Below are 19,831 nucleotides of genomic sequence, written 5' to 3'. Positions count from 1 at the left end.
GTAACATTACACAAAAGTATGTAAAAAAATGAAGTGAATTATGAAAGGAACCGTGATGAAAAGAACTTTAACTATTTCAATGTTAACTATAATTCTTTTAATAAGCTTTAGTGCATGCTCTAAAAATGAAAACTCATTTCCAGCAAACGGTGTATTAATAATTGGAGATGAAAATAATATTTCTCCAATTATTAATCGTTATCAGGAAATTACGAATGAAAATGAAGTGTTTTCTGTGAAAAAAGGTGATTTTGGAAATGGCCAGGTATTAATTTTAAATGAATCTACAGCACAAGCGATGATTAAAGCAAAGCTTTTTCGTAAACGAGATAATGGATCCAACTTTAGACCTATAGATACGTTGCCGAAATTCCCAAAAGAAGGCTCACTATTGTTTACACATGAAGACGAAAAGACTATGAAAAGTATTAAATTAGAAGGAAAAGAGATTCCTGTTACATACGATAGTGACGCTTGGATAGGTAACACTCGTAAATATCCAACGCAATGGTATGTGATTGTAGCAAAAAATAGCGTGTATAAAGAAATAAAAGTAAATGAAACGAAAATGCATCTTCTTCAATTTAAAAAATCTCTAGGTGATGAAAAACCTAAAATGTCGACAGATAATACATTGATTAATGAAAATGTAAAAGTAAGAAAGCTAATTAAAGGTTTTGAAGGAAAAGTATCTTTTCAGTTTGTAACGATTGGAGAAAAATCTTAAAAAAGAGTTCTAGGTTGATAGAAACTGTATCAACCTAGAACTCTTTTTGTTTATAGACCTATTAAATAACGTAGTTTACATTACTTCATTTAATCGAGTCTCGCTCGTTTCTTCAATCGCATTTGAATGTTGAACCGAACTATTTTGAGATTCCTTTTCTTTACGAAATTGCTGTAACATTTCTAAAATCATCCATAAAGGTACACCTTTATCTTTTAGCATTTTCCATAAGTTTAATTCGCTAAATTTATGGTCCGATTGTTTCATTTCTTGTTCAGATGTACGAATATCAAATTTGATTGGATTATTTGACTTCTTTTCCGCAAATTTAGAAGAAGAAAGATTAGTATTATTCTCAAGACCGGAGGGAGTTATTTTAGTAGATTGAGATAATGTATTTATGTTTAATCCAACCAATTTGCATGCTGCTCCTCCTTTTTAAGTAGTGAAGATAGTTTCATCATATCAATTTAATATGATGAAACTATCTTTAATTGTAAATCCGAACAATTGCAGAATAACTGTCCCGACTACCTAAATAGATGGTAATAAAGCGCTCTCGATGGCATTCGGGAGCGCTTTATATTATATTGAAGATGAGTGATTTGGCAAAAAATATGGGGTGATTTTATGAGAATTCAAGTTGTATTATCGGGGTATGGGACAGTTGGTAAAGAATTTGTTAAATTATTAAACGAAAAATATTTATATATAAATGAAATATATGGAATTGACTTAGTTGCTAGTGGAGTAATAGGAAGAAATATTGCAATACATAACGAGGAAGGGTTGCAGATTAAAGATTTATTGAAGTATGGTAGTGGTTCTGCTGCAATTGAAAAATATATCGAACATTATCCAGAGGACCGCGGAACGATTAATATAAATGGTACTGTATTGGTGGAATCAACTGCTACAAATCTTAAAAATGGAAATCCAGGGAAACAGTATATGAAACAAGCTATTGAAAATCAAATGGATATAGTAGCTATTTCAAAAGGTGCACTTGTTACGGCTTGGAGTGAACTAAATGAGGCAGCGCGTATTTCAGGCTCACGTATTCGATATAGCGGCGCAACTGCGGCTGCGTTACCGACTCTAGATATCGGACAATTTAGTTTAGCTGGTTGCAATATTGAAAAAATAGAAGGGATATTAAACGGGACAACTAATTATATACTTACAAAAATGTATGAAGCAAATGTTACATTTGAAGAAGCACTAAAAGAAGCGCAAAATAAAGGAATTGCTGAGACGAATCCAACATTAGATGTAAGTGGTTCGGATAGTGCATGTAAATTGTTACTTTTGACAAATAGTTTAATGGGGATAGAAAATACGCTGGCTGATATACATATAAAAGGGATAGAGCACGTTACAAAACAACAAATTCAATGTGCTAAGGAACAAAATAAATTGATTAAATTAATTGCATCAGCTTATAAAGATGATGATGGTAATGTAAGCCTTAATGTTGAACCAAATGAAATAGAAAAAGATCATCCACTAGCAAAAGTAAATGGGACAGAAAAAGGAATTACGTTCTTTACAGATACAATGGGACAAGTCACTACAATTGGTGGAGCTTCTAATCCACGCGGAGCTGCAGCAGCAGCTTTAAAAGATGTAATTAACTTATATCGAAAAGATTCGTAAGACCGTACCGCTATGCATAAAAAATACATATGTAGTGGACCTTTTGAGAATGAAATAAATATGCAAAAATAATTGCAGGGGGTAAGGAATTGTTTAAGGATTTTAAAGTTGTAAAAGACCGTCCCGTTTATATTCAATTAAAGGATTATTTGAAAAAGATGATTATGAAAGGGCATTTGTTAGGGAACCAAAAAATCCCATCAACAAGGGAACTGAGTGAATTACTATCTGTGAGTAGAAATACAGTACTCGCTGCTTATGCGGATTTAGAGCAAGAAGGACTAATTTATGCAGTTAAAGGAAAAGGAAATTTTGTTGCGAAGGTGGATATAAGTAACACCTCGTCTGTTGAAATAGATTGGAAAAATAAACTTAATACAGTTACCGCATTAGCGGATGAATTAGATTTAATGAAACATGGTGTTCGCTGGGAAAAAGGAATGATTGTTTTTAATAGTATAGCCCCGGACGAAAAGCTATTTGATGTTGAAAATTTCAAAAGAGCTTTTCTTACTCGTATGTCCATTGAAGGGGATATCGTATTGAACTACGGATATGCAAAAGGTTATAGACCGTTAATGAATTATCTACTTCATTACATGGAAATGAAAGGTGTAGATATTTCGAACAAAGATATTTTAATTACAAATGGATTTACAGAAGGGTTAGATATTGTATTATCTTCTTTATCGAAGAAATCAGGGCGTGTTATTTGTGAGAATCCAACTCACCATGCTGCACTGAAGCTTTTTCGCTTACATGGACTTGAAGTTCATGGGATTAATATGAATGATGATGGTATTGATACGAATGAAGTAGAAAAAAGTTTGCGTGAAATGGATTTTGATTTTGCGTATTTAATTCCTTCTTATCATAATCCAACTGGTATTGTTACGAGTTCGGAGAAAAGAACGGAATTGATGAGGTTATTTTCAAAATACAAAATTCCTATTATAGAAGATGGGTTTAATGAAGAATTACGTTATTCAGGTTCACATTTAGCGCCATTATTAACTTTTTCTGGGGCGGGTAATAATGTGATTTATATTAGTAGCTTTTCGAAGGTACTTTTCCCTGGTTTACGTGTAGGTTGGATTATTGCAGATAAAGAACTGATACATTATTTAGAAAGTGTAAAAAGAGCAAGAACCATTCACACTTCTACGTTAGATCAAGCTGTTCTGTTTCAATATTTACATGAAGGATATTTTGAAAAATATTTAAAAAAAGCAAGATCTGTTTATAAGAAAAAATATGAGTTAGCTGTTGGGGCGTGTAATCGGTACATTCCGTTTAAAAGAATGACTGGAGATGGTGGACTTCATTTATTTATAGAGTTGGAAGAAAAAATTCAAGCCCGCACACTTTTACAAAAGTGTTATGAGAAAGGAGTTACGTTTTCTCCTGGAGATGTTTTTTACTCTGATGGAGGAGGAGCGAACACATTCCGATTAGGATTTTCACGTTTGAAAGAAAAGGAAATTGTTAGCGGGATTCAAATAATTGGTGAAACATTAAAAAATGAAACTTGGAGTTGAGAAAATGAGAATTGGCGTTATTATGGGAGGAGTATCCTCTGAAAAACAAGTATCAATTATGACTGGGAATGAAATGATTGCACATTTAGATAAGAGTAAGTATGAAATAGTTCCAATTACGTTAAATGAAAAAATGGATTTAATTGAAAAAGCGAAAGACATTGATTTTGCATTGCTAGCATTACACGGAAAATACGGAGAAGATGGTACAGTTCAAGGGACGCTTGAGAGTTTAGGTATTCCTTATAGCGGTAGCAATATGTTATCTAGCGGTATATGTATGGACAAAAATCTTTCGAAAAAGATTTTGCGTTATGAAGGAGTAGAAACACCAGATTGGATTGAACTTACAAAAATGGAGGATCTAAAGCTTGAAGAGTTAGATAAGTTAGGATTTCCGTTAGTGGTAAAACCTAACTCTGGCGGCTCAAGTGTTGGAGTAAAGATCGTCAATGATAAAAATGAATTAATCTCAATGCTGGAAACGGTATTCGAATGGGATTCTGAAGTAGTAATTGAGAAGTATATAAAAGGTGACGAGATTACATGTTCAATTTTTGATGGTAAACAGTTACCTATCATTTCGATTCGACATGCAGCTGAGTTTTTTGACTACAATGCAAAATATGATGATGCTAGTACAGTTGAAGAAGTTATAGAACTTCCAGCTGAAATACAGGAACGTGTAAATAAAGCGTCAATGGCTTGTTATAAAGCATTAAAATGTAGTGTTTATGCAAGGGTTGATATGATGGTGAAGGACGGAATTCCATATGTAATGGAGGTTAATACATTACCAGGGATGACACAATCAAGTTTACTGCCAAAAAGTGCAGATGCGGCTGGAATTAATTATAGTAAACTATTAGATATGATAATTGAAACTTCATTAAAAGTAAGGAAAGAAGAAGGTTTTTAAGATAATTGTACAATTAAAAATTTTGATAGTTCCACGAAGTATGCTATGATAATTACAATACGACAACTAAATATTTATCCACTAGGGGGGCCTTTTATAGGCTGAGATCAAATGGGATTTTGAGACTCTTAGTACCTGATCTGGTTAATGCCAGCGTAGGGAAGTGGGAAAGACGTTGCTATTTAATGAATAAATACTGTCAATTTCACTTTCTTTACGCCTGTAAAGAAAGTTTTTTTATTTTACAGCCTTAATAATTGTGGATAAATACTTATATTGTATACATTATTGGAGGGATTTAAATGACTTTTTCACAATCATTACGTAAAGAAGTAGATTCTATTTGGGAAGCGAGTTTCAATCATCCTTTTGTAAAAAAACTGGGGGAAGGAACGTTAGATTTAGCTAGTTTCCGCTATTATGTGCTTCAAGATTCGTATTATTTAAGTCATTTTGCTAGAGTACAAACGTTAGGTGCTGCAAAGGCTCTTGAATTAGAAACGACGGCCCGTATGGCGCATCATGCACAAAATACGTATGAAGCTGAGTTATCATTACATGAGAATTTCGCAAAGAAATTAGGGATTACGAAAGAAGAAAAAGATAACTTTATTCCTGCGCCAACTGCATATGCATATACATCTCATATGTACCGTGCAGCTTATGAAGGGCATTTAGGGGATATTATTGCAGCTATTTTACCTTGTTATTGGTTATATTATGAAATCGGTGAACGATTAAAAGAATGTCAACCAGAAGAGCCAATTTATCAAGAATGGATTTCTGCATATGGATCGGATTGGTTCCGTACTCTAGTAGAAGAGCAAATCACACGATTAGATACTATTGCTGAAAAAGTAACAGAGGCAGACCGTAATCGTATGAGACAACATTTTATTTTTAGTAGTCAATATGAATATTCATTTTGGGAAATGGCATATACATTAGAAAAATGGCCGGTGAATGAAGAAGTTAAAGGTGTTATTTAATAAAGAGTATATAAAAGGTATCGCTATATAAAGAGGCGTTACCTTTTATTATATTTAATTTTTGTAAATTTTTTGTAAATAGCGGATATAAAATGTAATAATGCATTATAATGTTTTTGTGATATATAGTGACATAAGGAGGTAGTTATATGTTAATAGTAACTTTTTATTAATTCGGTTTTAATAATATATTATTCATATAATTAAATGTAATTTGGCTATTTCCTAAAATATGCTTGGTTTAAATTTGATTCGTTTATGCTTAAAAAAATTGGTATCTTTTCTAGTATTATTCATGATCAATATAAATTAAGAGAGGAAGTATTACTAATATGGAAAAATTACGGTTATTAACATTTAAAAATATAGTAGAACCCCTCTATAATGAGAAAGTATCGTATATTTACTTTCCTATTGAATGGCTTGAGATTGTAGAGATACATTATAGAACATTTTTATTAACGAGCAAATTAAAACTTGTAAATGAAAGATTGTATGATATGTTTTCTGATATATTATTCATTCAGCATAATCCATATCTATTAAAGGAAGATACACCTTGGATTGTGGCTAAGGAACCAATGAGACAAGAACAGTTAGACTATATTTTCCAAAGCTGGTATGAGGTTATTCATGATTGGAAACCGAATAAATTAATAGATCCACCACATTTAGAATGGCAGTATGATTTAATTAGTAATTTACCAGTATTACATGATAAAAAAATGTTTTCTAAATGGGTACCAGCTCTAATTACTCATATTTTTTGCGAACAGCCTTTACGTATGGAAAATAAGAATGAGGAAGAAATATATTTTTCGCCACTGAGATCACAACATGTTTCTGAAGCGATGTCTGAGCCAATTAAAGATGAAGAAACACATGATTATTTCGCTTATGTATATCGTTTTGAATACGTAACTCGTGGAGGGGAGAATATTCCGCTATTAAAAGTATCCGTAGGGATTAGGCGGTTTTATCAACAATATAATCAGAAAGATATTCCTATACTTTTAGGAAGAAAGCGGAGCCAAATACTGATTTCAACTCCTGAATTTGAATTAAATAAGAAAAAACAAAGGTTTATAAAGTTAAAAGTGCAACAAGCTGAAAAAGGAATAAAATGGATTAAACGTTTTAGAAATTTAAAAGATGATTATAGGATAGGGGGAGAAGTTAAATTAGAGCATATTCTCCAATGTCCGAAAGAGTATATTAGAGGAAGTAATGTAAGAGTGCTTCTTCCATATAACGAAAATATATATAAAGTTCAAGGAACAAAAATAAAATTTGGTATAAAGGTAAGAGAAAAAGAGAAACTTTTTAATGAATTCCAACGAAGATTCCCATATTTCACATTACTTCCAGAATGTGAAAAAGTATTAACTGATAATGAGAATGAGTTATTACCTTTATTTTCCCCAAAGGGATTAGACACAATTACGTTAGAAGTATGGTCAGATGATATAGTAATAGAGATAGAACAAGCGTTATTAGATAGCAAAATAGTTTTAGCTCAAAAGGGAGATTCCTCCTATGTATTAAATGCAAACAATCCGGTGTTGTTAAAAATAGTAAGATATAACATTGAAAAAGTATTACAAAATCCATATAGAATGCAATACAGCCATAAAAACAAAAAGAGACTTGTAGACGATGTCGTAAAAGCTGTACATGTTACGGCAGGTGAGCAAAATGAAATGAAATTAGCATTAATTGCAATGAAAAATTGTGATGGTCGCGAAAAAATTAATCCAAAGCAAATCATTCGGGAGGGATTCGCTCGAACGGAACGTATTTCAGCATTTATTAATTTATTTATTGGACAAAGTGTATCTAAAAAAGAAATTATTACTGCTATTCTTAGTTTGTTAGAACAAAAGGGGTTCTTAAAGCGTAGTTGGAATAAGATAAAATTACCGGGGATAATTGTAAATTTATCAATTGAGAAAATGTCTAAAAATGATTTCTTACCTATTTTTTCAAAAATAAATGGGAGAGAAATATTATATAAATTATATGGTCAAGAAGAATGGGGCACAATTGATTATACTTTATTAAATATAGGTAATAATAAAGTGTTTTTACCACAGCCATCAAAAAGGAATGATATAAGAGTCCGTTTTAAGCAATTTATATCAGAAACATTAGTTGAAATTTCACAAGATGCATATAAACAAAATAAAGAAGTTTATTTTATTGTAGATGCAAATATGAGGAAATATTGGATAGAAGAATTGCAAAATGAAAGCGTTAATATTGGGGTTTTACCTGAAATAATCTCGAATTTTAAAGAGGATATAAATATAATTAGAATTAATACTAACTCAGATGTACCGAACTATATTGTTAGAGACCAAGAATATGTTATGGATAAACCGAGATTATTTGTAGATCAAATGGGAATTTACTATAGCACGGCTGCATACGAATTAAATTGTAATGAGATAGTACAGCAGTACATACTCGAAGTTATCCCGTTTGGTGTAAAATCTGAAGAAAGAGAAGAAATCGCCAAAATGATACATTACATGTGCTGTAAATCAACCGTGCTCTCGGAACAAAATATTCATAATACGCATGTAATGCATATGGCTAAATTAATTAAAAATTATACTACCGATATTGATTCAAGGGAGTTTAAAGAATTCAATGACGAATTAGATGAAGATGTAATAATTTTAGAAAAAGAAGATGCATTGATATTAATATAAATAATAGTATACAAATCCTGCTAGTAATAATGAGCAGGATTTGTCATTTTTCATTGTAAATATAGATATGATTTGTCATGTATATTTTCGTTTTCATATTTACTTTATTTACTTTCGGGATTAAGATGTTTTTTAGAAATATCACAACTGCATCACAAATATTTTTCAATTACTATGAAATTTATATTTTGTGAACTGAAAAAAGAATTTGAAAGGAATGGGGAATTGTGAAGAAATTAGACGTGCTATTAATGGTACTAAGCGGCCTCTTTCCAGTTGCGGGTATTATGAAGCAAATCCCTCTAGAACAATCTTTATTTATTGGAGGACTTTTATTCTTTACTAGTTTCGGTAGTTACTTTGCGAAAAAGATATATTCACGTATATGTAGCTGGATAGCGTATGCGCCATTTATAACATTACTGTTAGTCATTTGGAATCAGGATATTTCAACAAGTTCAATAATATCGAACGCGAAAATCGCCGCTTGCATTGCGTTAATTCCGTGTTTATTCCGCTTTCGTACATACGGGCTTACAATAGGCTTACTCGCATTATGGTCCGCTTTACTATGGGATATAAAAGAAGTACAGTCGTTAGTCATACTTGAGCGTATGACGAGTTTAATGACAAGCCATTACTTATATATTCTCCTTTTAGTTGGAGGACTTATATTAGGTGGATTACTTGCGATGTTATTACATCGAAAAGAAAAAGATAATAAAGTTGAAAATACAAATATATTTAAACAAAAAAAGAAACGCAACAAACCAACATTTAAAATTCGTATTCCTAGATTACCAAAGTTTAAGATAAAATTATTAAAGTTTGGTGGGAAATCTTCTAAACGAAAAACACCAGAAACAATTTATGAGCGTAATTATGATGAACCGGCTCAATCAAATCAAATGATAGAGCAAGAACCGCAATATAAAGTAGAAGCTATCCAAGGACAAACAAGGATGGAACGTCGAAGAAATAGGCATAATGCATAGTAAAATTAGTTAACCCCTTAATGATTTATCGTAGAATTGATAAATCATTAAGGGGTTTTATATATTCCTCTGTGTGCTTTTTTATCTCTCACATGTCTATTAGCAATTATCCAGTGAAATATATAAACTACTAGTAGTTACATAATACATTTTAGTAATGAGAAGAAATTAATACTTAACAAATCTTTATGTATGGCGGTTTCTGGGTAATCAGAAACTGCCTATTTTATATGGTTGCAAACATCGACTATTTGGAAAATCCCTTTGTTTTATTTGATGGAGATATAGTACCGCATATTGGTCATTCTTATTTAGGGCTATTTATTTCGATGAAGAGGATAGAGTGATTCGAAGCAGTCAAAAAAGAGCGTATGAAATATAAATAAAAAAGGACAAGCAGTCGTACCTACTGTCCATTAAAGGAGAAAAATATTTTGGTTTAGAACTACGAATAAACAGAAAATCTGCTTGTAATTATTGTTAACCTAAGTGTATTTATCTATACAATAAAAAAGGGATAAGTAAAATATACTTATCCCAAGAAAGGAAATTCAAAACACCAAAATGGCTCGTATTGGTCTACAGGTTCAAAACTAGTATATGTAAAATATAAAATCTCATACACAAAGCAGACAACAATTTTAGTTGTCTGCCAGTTAGTCGAATGAGTTAGTCAATTGTGATAATTTGCTTTCCCATTACAAGAAGAGTGAAGCTGATAGTTCAAACAGCTTGTAGGTAGTGTTTACGATGTTTTTAAAAATATACAGAGAAAGCAGATAAGTGAAGAACCTATCTGCTTCGCTGTAACAAAAGAAAGAAGTACCAGCCGTGGATACAGCGGCTTGAAAATAGTATGTATTGTTTTTTTGAAAAGTATTCAAGGAGTGAAGTCTGGTGGAATATAAAAGAGGCTAACTAATCGAAAGTACTAAATATGGCGATCAAGGTAGCCTTGTAGATGAATGATATGAGACTAATAAAAGAATAACGAACTCAAGTCACATACGAAATTGACGATATCATCGAGCAAAAAGATTGACGTTGTTATTACAGTCATTCAGCTAATGAATAAAGCGTGCCCAACTGGTGAAGAGTTACGCCAGTTGGATAGATCCCTTGATATACAACCGAAAAAAAGAGGTGGACAAGAAAAAATACCGATTTGGGAAGATAAAGAAGAAGTGGACAAGTGAAGGGAAACGGTATGAGAGAAATTAAATAGGATGAAGAAAATGCCTGAAACCGTTGACGTGAAAGTTATGTCGGATGATGAGTTTCTAAAGAAATATAAGGGCACATTTAAAAAGGAAAGACACCAATTCAAAAACTACTATAAAGATTGCAAGCAGAAACATAACGGTTTGTTATAGAAATTTCATTTTGGTCAGATAGATTTTTGTTTGGAGTTTTAAGACTGTTGCATTTTCTTTATTTTTTTTGTTCCCAAAACACAACTAATAATTGCAAGTAATGCACTTGAGGAGATGAAATTTACGGTCCAATAAATTCCTGTTCCAGTAATTAAGTCGATAATTACAAATTTTTTAATTGCCGAACTTTTTATTGTATGAAAAACAAATTGATTGTTATTGTTATCCAATGTTGTCACGTCCCTTATCTTTTTTTAAAACATATGACAAGGTATGCTTGTTCTAGTCATTTAATCTCAAGAGAATGATAAAGAACCATAAAAAGAACAGCTAGCAAAAGCTAGCTGTTTCATAAATAAAAAACAAAAAATCAGATTGGTTTTGAAAAATGATTGAGGCGAATTATTTAAAATGTTGTAGAGAATTTAGTAAGTCATTATGGATACGTAATAAGGTTTGGATATCTTCTTCAGACAGTTGTTCTAGTGCTAGTTCCATTGCTTTATAAGAAGTAGAGTTTTCAATGGATTTCTTAGATATTTCTTGTCCTTGTGTTGTTACTTTTAATTGTATTTCTCTACGATCTTCATGTGATTGTTTTCGCTCAATTAATCCTAAATTAACTAACTCATCTACATTTACACTCATTGTGCTTTTAGGAACTGAAAGGCGTTCTGAGATATCTTTAAGAGTAGTATTAGGAGTTGCATAAATTGAATTTAAGATGCCCATTTGTTGAACTGTTAATCCTAACGTAGAAGCGTTTTGATGAGTAAACTTTATAATTTCTTTGTTTATTTTTACAAATGAATGGACAATTTCACTGGCTTGTTTGATACCTTGTTTATGTAGACTCAAAGTAATAACTTCCTTTCAAAATAAAATAATTCAACTCGAAATTGTTCATTGCTGAACTATTTTATTTTATTTTGAATCAAATTGTAGGGAAAGTCAATAAACGATATTGATAAAAAACCTAATAAAAAATTCATTTTGTAGAAATAAAAAAAGGTGATGAACGTCGCATCACCTTTTGATAAAGCAGAGCACTTTCAAAAATAAAGTATTCAAAATTAAAACAGAAGTTATCATAAATTTCTTTAATCTTTGACTTGAAACTTATCTTTAATATTAATAAATAATAAAAATAATATTATGGCAGATATTAAATTAGACAAGTAGAAATCTTGGTGGAACAGTATTTCAAAGATGACATCGAAAGTGTATAATAAAGCAACAGCAGGTAATATGCAAATGAACATAAATCTCCAATTTTTTAAATAATGTTTGTAATAAGTATGTACTTTCTCCATAGATATTGCTCCTGTAATTTTTATTTTCTATATAAATATACATTTAAATAAAAGAATTTACAAAGCGTTTTAAAAATAAATAAAAAATACCGTGAAAGTGATGTGTAATAGAAGAAGTGTACTGAAATATTAACATCTATACGAAATAAACATAAATTAACGCTAATATATCACTGTACTAATATGAAATTATAATTAGATATAATCTATAAAAAACTTTAAAACACCGTTACTAAAATGATACACTATAATCTACGTTATTTTAGTAATGAATAGAGGGATTTACATGATAGATAAAATCAAAAATGTTGTAGAGGATATGTACGAAGATGAAGCAAAACATTTACTGCAAAGCATTCTTATACAATTAGATTTATTAGAAGAGAACTATAGTGAAGATACGATTAAACACTTGATAAGTATACCTAAGCAACTAACGAGTAATACATCTTATAAAAAGAATGTAAAAGAAAGTACACACATTCATATCGCTTTTGATGATTCAACAACTGGGTGTTTAAAATATATGTTAAGTCAAGAAGAACTATTTGAGGAGAGTGTTGTTGCATTCTCTGAATTCTTTTCAATTGGACCGATTAATCAATTACATACGAATAAAGGGCAACTGGTTAGACAGCAATGGTTATTAAACAACTTAACTTCTTATGATAGTTATTTTGAAGAAGAATATTTACCAAAATTTATGGAAACTTTAGAAGAGCTACATTCTATTCCTAATGAAACACCGATTACCATTTGGAAGGCAGATAACGCACATGAACATGTAGGCCTTTGTTTTGTAATGGCGCAATTAAAAGGTAAGAAAAATATTCGAATCATTAATACATCTGAAATGAGTAGAGAAATATTAAACCAAGAGTATGATATACGTGGAACGGGAGAATTATCGCCCGAAAGTTTAGCTACTTTCCAAAATAGTTTTGCAGAATCACCGTTTTTAACTAAAAAAAGCAGAGTGAATCTTGAACACGAGTGGGATAGTTTATCGAATAGCATGGAATTTTTAAGAGTTTGGAAAGACAATGAAGTGCATTCTGTACAAGAAGAATATTTTGACCAATTCATTATTGAGTGTGCGAAAAAAGTAGGTGCTGATAAAGACTTCCTTAAAGCTCCGAGAGTAATTGGTGAAGCGCTTGGCCTTATAGAGCAATTAGTTGGGGATACTTTCTTAGAGTATCGCTTGAAAGTATTAATTAAACAAGAGGTATTTGAATTTGAAGGTTTATTAGAAGAAATGCGTTTTTATAGTGTGAAGTTGAAAAAATAATAATATATTCCGTTTATAAAAAAGCTCGTATTTTTGAAAAAAAGATACGAGCTTTATTTTTTTAGTTTAATTTGGGCTATACATAAGCTTCCGATAGGTGTCATATCACATATGAATGTTAAAGGTAATGAATGAAAAGAAGGTGATTTGTTAATATGTATAACGAACAAAATTATCCATATGATCAAACGATGTATTATAATCCACAACAATACGGATATGAACCTGATATCGAAGTTAGAGAGGTTGAACTAGAAGATTATAGACCAGATGATGCGGAAGATGCTCCAACGTCACCACCACCGTCACAAGCTCCGTCTTTACCATCCACATTTGCTTCTCCAGCACAAGCAGGGAATATGAAATCATGGATGTGTAACTGCCTTGGAAGATGGGGCTATTTACGTTTGCATCGTCCTGGACCTTTCGGAAGAGACTTATGGTTTTTTCCGACAGAAGTAAGAAGAAGTGGGGTATCCGGCTACACTTGGCAAGCTGGTCGCCGCCGTAAAGTAAGTTATCGATATCAACAAATTAGTAATTTTATGTGCTTTGCATAATGGGAAGTGAGAGGGTAGAATGATTTTACTCTCTCACTTTTTTATTTTTCAATATTAGAAGTAAGATTTTAATTGAAAATTTACAATTTTTCAGTTCTTATTGAAGTATAATTCAAATATTGGGTTGATTTTTAAAAATAATTGAGAGTGAGGGAATGTAATGTCAATTAAAAATAAGGTTGGCCGAAAAATAGAAGATGGCATTAATTTAGCTTCTGCTCAGTTTAAAGAAGATGCATATGAAATTTATAAAGAGTCACGAAAAATGCAACCTATATTATTTGTAAATGAAGTTGAAATCGGTAAAGAATGGCTCATTACAAGATATGAAGATGCTCTGCCACTTTTAAAAGATAATCGTTTAAAAAAAGATATGGCAAATGTGTTTTCTCAAGATACAAAGAACATGTATCTTTCTGTTGACAATAGTGATCATTTAACAACGCACATGTTAAATTCAGATCCACCTAATCACAGTCGTTTACGATCTTTAGTTCAAAAAGCTTTTACACCGAAGATGATTACACAATTAGACGGAAGAATTCAGAGAATAGCGGATGATTTAATAAGTGAGATAGAGCGAAAAGGTACATTAAATCTTGTGGATGATTATTCATTCCCATTACCAATCATTGTAATAAGTGATATGCTTGGCATTCCAAAAGAGGATCAAGCAAAATTTAGAATTTGGTCTCATGCTGTCATTGCCTCCCCAGTAACACCTGAAGAAATAAAAGATACTGAAAAGAAACTATCTGAATTTATTACATATCTTCAATATTTAGTTGATGTAAAACGACAAGATCCTAAAGAGGATTTGGTGAGTGCTTTAATACTTGCTGAAAGTGAGGGACATAAACTTAGTGCCCCGGAACTATATTCAATGATTATGTTACTTATCGTAGCTGGACACGAAACAACGGTGAATTTAATTACAAATACGGTATTAGCACTTCTTGAAAATCCAAATCAATTACAGTTATTAAAAGATAATCCAAAATTAATTGATTCTGCAATTGAAGAAGGATTGCGTTATTATTCTCCAGTTGAGATTACAACTGCAAGATGGGCGGCTGAGCCGTTTCAAATTCACGATCAAACAATCCAAAAAGGAGACATGGTTATTATTTCATTAGCTTCAGCAAACCGTGATGAATCAGTATTTGAAAACCCAGAAGCATTCGATATTACAAGGGAGAATAACCGCCACATTGCCTTTGGTCATGGAAGTCATTTCTGTTTAGGGGCTCCACTTGCTAGGTTAGAAGCAAAGATTGCTATTACTACTTTGTTAAAGCGATTGCCTTCGTTACAAATAAAAGGTGAGCGTGAAAAAATTAACTGGCAAGGAAATTACTTAATGCGTTCTTTAGAGGAATTACCATTGTCTTTTTAGAATAGTTATATTGAGACATGCATACACGACAAATGATTCACATAGAGTATGTATGTGTTATTTAAATTCGAAACGGAAGGGTGAAAACATCCCAATGATCAACTAATTCTATTTGTAAGAGATCTTCGTTAAAAAACGAAATATTCTTCTGAATAGGATTAGTATGTGCATGTATAGAAAAGGGGTGTATTTCGCACTGCGAATATATAGTCTTTTCATATGATTTGTGCTGCCTCTTATTCAGAACACGAAATAGGAGGCTTTTTTATGTCGACGACTTCAGAAACGAAACAAAATCATGGGGTATCACAAGTATTAAAAAATCGATTTGTGCAAGGAATTCTAGCATCAGCATTATTTTTACAAATTGGGATTTGGGTTCGGAACTTTGCGGTATTACTTTATGTTATGGAAATGACGAAAGGTGATGCTTTTGCAATTTCGATGATTTCAGTTGCCGAATTTGCGCCGATTTTTATCTTCTCCTTTATTGGTGGGACCTTTGCAGATAGGTGGAAGCCAAAGAAGACAATGATATGGTGTGAGACGTTAAGTTCTATTTCCGTATTCGCTGTATTAATTACTCTTATGTTTGGAACGTGGAAAATCGTGTTTTTTGTGACGCTTATTTCTGCAATCCTTTCGCAGTTTTCTCAACCATCTGGTATGAAGTTGTTTAAACAGCATTTATCAACGGAACAAATTCAATTAGCGATGTCTATATATCAAACAATATTTGCGATTTTTATGGTGTTAGGACCGATTCTTGGAACATTTATTTTTCATAGTTTTGGAATTTATATTTCAATCATCATAACAGGTATCGCTTTTTTACTTGCAGCAGCTGTGTTGTTATTTCTTCCGAAAGATCTTGAGAATGATAATGAGAAGAAAGAAATTACGCTGTTACAGGAAATGCTGGATGGTATTAAATATGTAAAAAAGAAAAAAGCATTAACTTTGCTAGGGTTTTGTTTTATGGCAGCAGGACTAGGTATAGGTTTAATTCAGCCACTAGGCATCTTTATTGTGACTGAGCAGTTAGGGTTATCAAAAGAGAGTTTACAATGGTTACTAACAGTAAATGGTGCGGGGATGATTGTTGGCGGAGCTCTAGCGATGGTATTTGCGAAAAACGTTGCTCCGCAAAAAATGTTAATTGTAGGTATGCTTGGTCAGGCAATTGGAATTGCTATTATAGGCTACTCTACAAATTTATGGGTGACACTTACAGCACAACTTTTCAGTGGTTTAGCCCTACCTTGTATTCAAATAGGGATAAATACACTTATTATACAAAATAGTGATACGGATTTTATTGGTAGAGTAAATGGCATTTTAAGTCCACTATTCACCGGTTCAATGGTAGTAACGATGAGTATAGCTGGTTCATTAAAGGAGATGTTTTCATTAGGTACGATGTATGAGGGGACGGCTCTACTATTTGTTATTGGATTATTGTTTATTTTGCCTATATACAATTTAAAGCCAGTAATAGCAGTAGAAAGTGAAATGAATGGTAAAGGAAGTGCTGTGCAACATGAATCCTAATCCAAATGTTAAATACCCTATTGAAGGAAATCAAAACGTTCATTTTATAAAAAATACAATAACGAAATCTAATATATTTGTTGGTGACTATTCTTATTATGATGCGAAAGATGGAGAAACATTTGAAGATCGAGTATTATATCATTATGAATTTATTGGAGATCGGCTTACCATTGGAAAGTTTTGTTGTATTGCAAATGGAGTTACCTTTATTATGAACGGAGCGAATCACCGGATGGATGGATTTTCGGCATATCCATTTAATATATTTGGAAATGGGTGGGAGAAGTATACACCTAGTTTGTCTGATTTACCTTACAAAGGTGATACAGTTATAGGAAATGACGTTTGGATTGGTATGGATACAACTATTATGCCCGGAATAAAAATAGGGGATGGTGCAATCATTGCAGCTAAATCTGTTGTGACTAGAGATGTCGTACCATATACAATTGTTGGCGGAAATCCTGCAAATAAAATAAAGGAACGATTCACAAATACAATAATAGAAGAATTATTGCAAATTCAATGGTGGCATTTTGACATTGAAAAAATAACCGAAAATATAGATGCTATTGTACAAGGAGATATTGAACCATTAAGAAAGTTAAAAAGGTAATAAAAAATGCATGACAAAGAGTATCATACCTCCGAATTTTGTTAATGATAATAGAACAAGGAGGTGTGATACTATGGCACAAGACGTTTTATGTGAAGTAAACAACTGTAAATTTTGGGCTAACGGCAATAAATGTAGTGCAGATGCAATTTATGTAGTAAGTCATAAAGGTAAACATGCATCTACAACTGAAGAAACAGATTGCAAAACTTTTGATCCAGAAGTATAAATTTTTGAAGGGTAGCCAAATCGTGGTTGCCCTTTTATTAATAATAGTATTGATAATAAATCTCATTTTCATTCATTGTTTTTAACTTTTCTTTTTATTTTTTCATATTTTCTTCATAAGTGATGCAATCCAGAGCAATTCATGTTCAATACGTGATTTACTAAATTCAATGACTTCTGTAATAAAAGATGAGCTAACATGTAAAGATTGAATAGCAGTAAGTTGTTTATGTAGTACGTCTTGGCGTATTGTTAAAATTTCTTTTCTAGCTTCGTAATCAAGTTTTTCAAATAGCGCGATACGCACAAGGAACTCAGCGTTATTTGTCGCAATCTTTTCGGGAAACTCTCTTAACATTTCAGAAAAAATTTCTTCTCCTGTTTCAGTTATGTCGTACATATTTCGGTTTGGCTTTCCGACTTGTTTATGTATTTTTTTCGTTATAGCACCCATATTTTCGAAGCGGCGAAGAGCGGGATACAGTGTATTATGATTTAATTCGAAATTCTCACCTAACCGATTTTGAACATTTTTCTTTATTTCATATCCATGTTTTGGTCCAGTCGTTAATTCTGCTAGTAATAAAATGTCAACGTACATAAAAATCCCCCTTATATATTTCTCAAGTTCTCCAATGAAAAATCTCCTTTAACATATGTTAAAATAACATATGTTAGATTATACAACTTTGAACTACCGACCTATCACTTTTATTGTAAAAGAAAAGGGAGGAAAGAACTATGGCTTCGCCTGAAAATGTGATTTTAGTTCATGAAATTTCAAAGCTGAAAACAAAAGAAGAATTGTGGAATCCGTATGAGTGGTATGAATTTATGAGGGATAACCATCCGGTTCATTATGATGAGGAGCAGGATGTATGGAATGTTTTTTTATACGATGATGTAAATCGAGTTTTATCGGATTATCGCTTATTTTCCAGTAGAAGGGAACGAAGACAATTCGCAATCCCACCTTTAGAAACTAGAATAAATATAAATTCTACTGATCCACCAGAACATCGCAATGTACGTTCTATTGTTTCTAAAGCATTTACTCCAAGAAGTTTAGAACAATGGAAACCTCGAATACAGGCTATCGCAAATGAACTTGTACAACATATCAGAAAATATAGTGAGGTTAATATCATTGAAGAGTTTGCTGTAGCTTTACCTGTTACCGTCATATCCGATTTATTAGGAGTACCAACAACGGATCGTAAAAAAATTAAAGAATGGTCTGATATTTTATTTATACCGTATAGTAAAGAAAAATTTAACGATTTGGATGTAGAAAAAGGAATTGCGTTAAATGAATTTAAAACATACCTTCTTCCAATTGTCCAAGAGAAAAGATATCATTTAACCGACGATATTATTTCAGATTTAATACGAGCTGAATATGAAGGCGAAAGATTAACCGATGAAGAAATAGTTACTTTTTCTTTAGGTTTATTAGCGGCAGGTAATGAAACAACTACAAATTTAATTATTAACAGCTTTTATTGCTTTTTAGTAGATTCACCTGGAATATATGAAGAGTTAAGAAAAGAACCTACGTTAATTTCAAAAGCGATTGAGGAAGTTTTACGCTATCGCTTTCCCATTACATTAGCTAGGAGGATTACAGCGGACACAAATATATTTGGACCTTTTATGAAAAAGGATCAAATGATTGTTGCGTGGGTTAGTGCAGCAAATTTAGATGAGAAAAAGTTCTTACAAGCTTCTAAATTTAATTTACACAGAATAGGAAATGAAAAGCATTTAACCTTTGGTAAAGGTCCTCATTTTTGCTTAGGGGCGCCACTTGCACGTTTAGAAGCTGAGATTGCATTAACTACCTTTATAAATGCCTTTGAAAAAATAGAGTTATCTCCATCGTTCAATTTAGAAAAATGTATATTAGAAAATGAACAAACATTAAAATACTTACCTATTCTTTTGAAAACTAGGTAAAACGTT

The 19,831-nt window shown here is 31.9% G+C and carries 21 protein-coding genes and 1 riboswitch; of the genes, 16 read left to right on the top strand and 5 right to left on the bottom strand.

Going from position 1 to position 19,831, the window contains the following annotated elements:
• The first annotated feature begins 55 nt into the window (after window positions 1–55).
• A complete protein-coding gene (locus tag FT637_RS11385) occupies window positions 56–727 on the top strand; it encodes a lipoprotein BA_5634 family protein (RefSeq protein ID WP_193646382.1) in 672 nt (223 codons plus the stop codon).
• A 75-nt stretch (window positions 728–802) separates the two neighbouring features.
• On the opposite strand, the gene FT637_RS11380 is transcribed toward FT637_RS11385, so the two are convergent.
• Entirely contained in the window at window positions 803–1,144 is a 342-nt protein-coding gene (locus FT637_RS11380; RefSeq protein WP_193646381.1) for a DUF3914 domain-containing protein, read from the bottom strand.
• Between the two features lie 213 nt (window positions 1,145–1,357).
• On the opposite strand from FT637_RS11380, the gene FT637_RS11375 reads away from it, so the two are divergent.
• The 8 genes from FT637_RS11375 (at window position 1,358) to FT637_RS11340 (ending at window position 10,911) form a co-directional block, all read left to right on the top strand.
• Window positions 1,358–2,383 (top strand): homoserine dehydrogenase, encoded by a 1,026-nt coding sequence (locus FT637_RS11375; protein WP_193646380.1) that lies wholly within the window; start codon window positions 1,358–1,360, stop codon window positions 2,381–2,383.
• Window positions 2,384–2,472: 89 nt separating this feature from the next.
• Window positions 2,473–3,921 carry a PLP-dependent aminotransferase family protein gene (locus FT637_RS11370; protein WP_193646379.1) on the top strand — a complete coding sequence of 483 codons (1,449 nt, stop codon included), beginning with the start codon at window positions 2,473–2,475 and terminating at the stop codon, window positions 3,919–3,921.
• Between the two features lie 4 nt (window positions 3,922–3,925).
• Window positions 3,926–4,840, top strand: a complete 915-nt coding sequence (gene ddlB, locus FT637_RS11365; protein WP_193646703.1) for a D-alanine--D-alanine ligase — start codon at window positions 3,926–3,928, stop codon at window positions 4,838–4,840.
• 73 nt (window positions 4,841–4,913) lie between these two features.
• Window positions 4,914–5,019: riboswitch (TPP riboswitch) on the top strand.
• A 123-nt stretch (window positions 5,020–5,142) separates the two neighbouring features.
• Window positions 5,143–5,829, top strand: a complete 687-nt coding sequence (gene tenA, locus FT637_RS11360) for a thiaminase II (protein WP_002032475.1) — start codon at window positions 5,143–5,145, stop codon at window positions 5,827–5,829.
• Window positions 5,830–6,161: 332 nt separating this feature from the next.
• A complete protein-coding gene (locus FT637_RS11355) occupies window positions 6,162–8,543 on the top strand; it encodes a pPIWI_RE module domain-containing protein (RefSeq protein ID WP_193646378.1) in 2,382 nt (793 codons plus the stop codon).
• Window positions 8,544–8,770: 227 nt separating this feature from the next.
• Window positions 8,771–9,538 carry a DUF3959 family protein gene (locus tag FT637_RS11350; protein WP_193646377.1) on the top strand — a complete coding sequence of 256 codons (768 nt, stop codon included), beginning with the start codon at window positions 8,771–8,773 and terminating at the stop codon, window positions 9,536–9,538.
• Window positions 9,539–10,551: 1,013 nt separating this feature from the next.
• Entirely contained in the window at window positions 10,552–10,734 is a 183-nt protein-coding gene (locus FT637_RS11345) for a hypothetical protein (protein WP_193646376.1), read from the top strand.
• A gap of 30 nt (window positions 10,735–10,764) precedes the next feature.
• Complete coding sequence (locus tag FT637_RS11340) at window positions 10,765–10,911, top strand: hypothetical protein (RefSeq protein ID WP_002013144.1); 147 nt, start codon at window positions 10,765–10,767, stop codon at window positions 10,909–10,911.
• 38 nt (window positions 10,912–10,949) lie between these two features.
• On the opposite strand, the gene FT637_RS29870 is transcribed toward FT637_RS11340, so the two are convergent.
• The 3 genes from FT637_RS29870 to FT637_RS11330 all read right to left on the bottom strand — a co-directional run bounded on the left by FT637_RS29870 (window position 10,950) and on the right by FT637_RS11330 (window position 12,224).
• Entirely contained in the window at window positions 10,950–11,141 is a 192-nt protein-coding gene (locus tag FT637_RS29870) for a hypothetical protein (RefSeq protein ID WP_000369808.1), read from the bottom strand.
• 172 nt (window positions 11,142–11,313) lie between these two features.
• Entirely contained in the window at window positions 11,314–11,769 is a 456-nt protein-coding gene (locus FT637_RS11335) for a MarR family winged helix-turn-helix transcriptional regulator (protein ID WP_193646375.1), read from the bottom strand.
• Window positions 11,770–12,011: 242 nt separating this feature from the next.
• Window positions 12,012–12,224, bottom strand: coding sequence for a hypothetical protein (locus FT637_RS11330; RefSeq protein ID WP_193646374.1), 213 nt, complete (start codon window positions 12,222–12,224; stop codon window positions 12,012–12,014).
• Window positions 12,225–12,510: 286 nt separating this feature from the next.
• On the opposite strand from FT637_RS11330, the gene FT637_RS11325 reads away from it, so the two are divergent.
• The 6 genes from FT637_RS11325 (at window position 12,511) to FT637_RS11300 (ending at window position 17,870) form a co-directional block, all read left to right on the top strand.
• Window positions 12,511–13,515, top strand: coding sequence for a DUF1835 domain-containing protein (locus FT637_RS11325; protein ID WP_193646373.1), 1,005 nt, complete (start codon window positions 12,511–12,513; stop codon window positions 13,513–13,515).
• A gap of 155 nt (window positions 13,516–13,670) precedes the next feature.
• Window positions 13,671–14,075, top strand: coding sequence for a hypothetical protein (locus FT637_RS11320; protein WP_002127656.1), 405 nt, complete (start codon window positions 13,671–13,673; stop codon window positions 14,073–14,075).
• A gap of 160 nt (window positions 14,076–14,235) precedes the next feature.
• Window positions 14,236–15,471 (top strand): cytochrome P450 family protein, encoded by a 1,236-nt coding sequence (locus FT637_RS11315; RefSeq protein ID WP_193646372.1) that lies wholly within the window; start codon window positions 14,236–14,238, stop codon window positions 15,469–15,471.
• A 267-nt stretch (window positions 15,472–15,738) separates the two neighbouring features.
• Window positions 15,739–17,022, top strand: coding sequence for an MFS transporter (locus FT637_RS11310; protein WP_193646371.1), 1,284 nt, complete (start codon window positions 15,739–15,741; stop codon window positions 17,020–17,022).
• A complete protein-coding gene (locus tag FT637_RS11305; protein WP_002127653.1) occupies window positions 17,012–17,641 on the top strand; it encodes a Vat family streptogramin A O-acetyltransferase in 630 nt (209 codons plus the stop codon). Before FT637_RS11310 ends, FT637_RS11305 begins: the two co-directional genes overlap by 11 nt.
• A gap of 73 nt (window positions 17,642–17,714) precedes the next feature.
• Window positions 17,715–17,870: a DUF1540 domain-containing protein gene (locus FT637_RS11300; protein ID WP_000046089.1), complete on the top strand. Its 156-nt coding sequence runs from the start codon at window positions 17,715–17,717 to the stop codon at window positions 17,868–17,870.
• Between the two features lie 102 nt (window positions 17,871–17,972).
• Here FT637_RS11300 and FT637_RS11295 read toward each other — a convergent pair whose 3' ends face one another.
• Complete coding sequence (locus FT637_RS11295) at window positions 17,973–18,470, bottom strand: PadR family transcriptional regulator (protein ID WP_088033681.1); 498 nt, start codon at window positions 18,468–18,470, stop codon at window positions 17,973–17,975.
• A 140-nt stretch (window positions 18,471–18,610) separates the two neighbouring features.
• Here FT637_RS11295 and FT637_RS11290 point away from each other — a divergent pair, with 140 nt between their 5' ends.
• Complete coding sequence (locus tag FT637_RS11290) at window positions 18,611–19,825, top strand: cytochrome P450 (protein ID WP_193646370.1); 1,215 nt, start codon at window positions 18,611–18,613, stop codon at window positions 19,823–19,825.
• Window positions 19,826–19,831: the final 6 nt, after the last annotated feature.

The sequence above is a fragment of the Bacillus cereus genome (genome assembly GCF_015071065.1).
GTDB classification, from domain to species: domain Bacteria; phylum Bacillota; class Bacilli; order Bacillales; family Bacillaceae_G; genus Bacillus_A; species Bacillus_A cereus_BA.
Note: the sequence above shows the minus strand (reverse complement) of the source record. Positions and strands in the feature narration are given on the sequence as shown.

What these genes read in the sequence shown, in the direction of transcription:
- FT637_RS11325 (WP_193646373.1), top strand. Translation starts at nt 12,511, where the DNA reads ATGATAGATAAAATCAAAAATGTTGTAGAGGATATGTACGAAGATGAA.
- FT637_RS11330 (WP_193646374.1), bottom strand. Translation starts at nt 12,224, where the DNA reads ATGGAGAAAGTACATACTTATTACAAACATTATTTAAAAAATTGGAGA.
- FT637_RS11375 (WP_193646380.1), top strand. Translation starts at nt 1,358, where the DNA reads ATGAGAATTCAAGTTGTATTATCGGGGTATGGGACAGTTGGTAAAGAA.
- FT637_RS11290 (WP_193646370.1), top strand. Translation starts at nt 18,611, where the DNA reads ATGGCTTCGCCTGAAAATGTGATTTTAGTTCATGAAATTTCAAAGCTG.
- FT637_RS11385 (WP_193646382.1), top strand. Translation starts at nt 56, where the DNA reads ATGAAAAGAACTTTAACTATTTCAATGTTAACTATAATTCTTTTAATA.
- FT637_RS11340 (WP_002013144.1), top strand. Translation starts at nt 10,765, where the DNA reads ATGAAGAAAATGCCTGAAACCGTTGACGTGAAAGTTATGTCGGATGAT.
- tenA (WP_002032475.1), top strand. Translation starts at nt 5,143, where the DNA reads ATGACTTTTTCACAATCATTACGTAAAGAAGTAGATTCTATTTGGGAA.
- ddlB (WP_193646703.1), top strand. Translation starts at nt 3,926, where the DNA reads ATGAGAATTGGCGTTATTATGGGAGGAGTATCCTCTGAAAAACAAGTA.
- FT637_RS11320 (WP_002127656.1), top strand. Translation starts at nt 13,671, where the DNA reads ATGTATAACGAACAAAATTATCCATATGATCAAACGATGTATTATAAT.
- FT637_RS11355 (WP_193646378.1), top strand. Translation starts at nt 6,162, where the DNA reads ATGGAAAAATTACGGTTATTAACATTTAAAAATATAGTAGAACCCCTC.
- FT637_RS11295 (WP_088033681.1), bottom strand. Translation starts at nt 18,470, where the DNA reads ATGTACGTTGACATTTTATTACTAGCAGAATTAACGACTGGACCAAAA.
- FT637_RS11315 (WP_193646372.1), top strand. Translation starts at nt 14,236, where the DNA reads ATGTCAATTAAAAATAAGGTTGGCCGAAAAATAGAAGATGGCATTAAT.
- FT637_RS11310 (WP_193646371.1), top strand. Translation starts at nt 15,739, where the DNA reads ATGTCGACGACTTCAGAAACGAAACAAAATCATGGGGTATCACAAGTA.
- FT637_RS11300 (WP_000046089.1), top strand. Translation starts at nt 17,715, where the DNA reads ATGGCACAAGACGTTTTATGTGAAGTAAACAACTGTAAATTTTGGGCT.
- FT637_RS11305 (WP_002127653.1), top strand. Translation starts at nt 17,012, where the DNA reads ATGAATCCTAATCCAAATGTTAAATACCCTATTGAAGGAAATCAAAAC.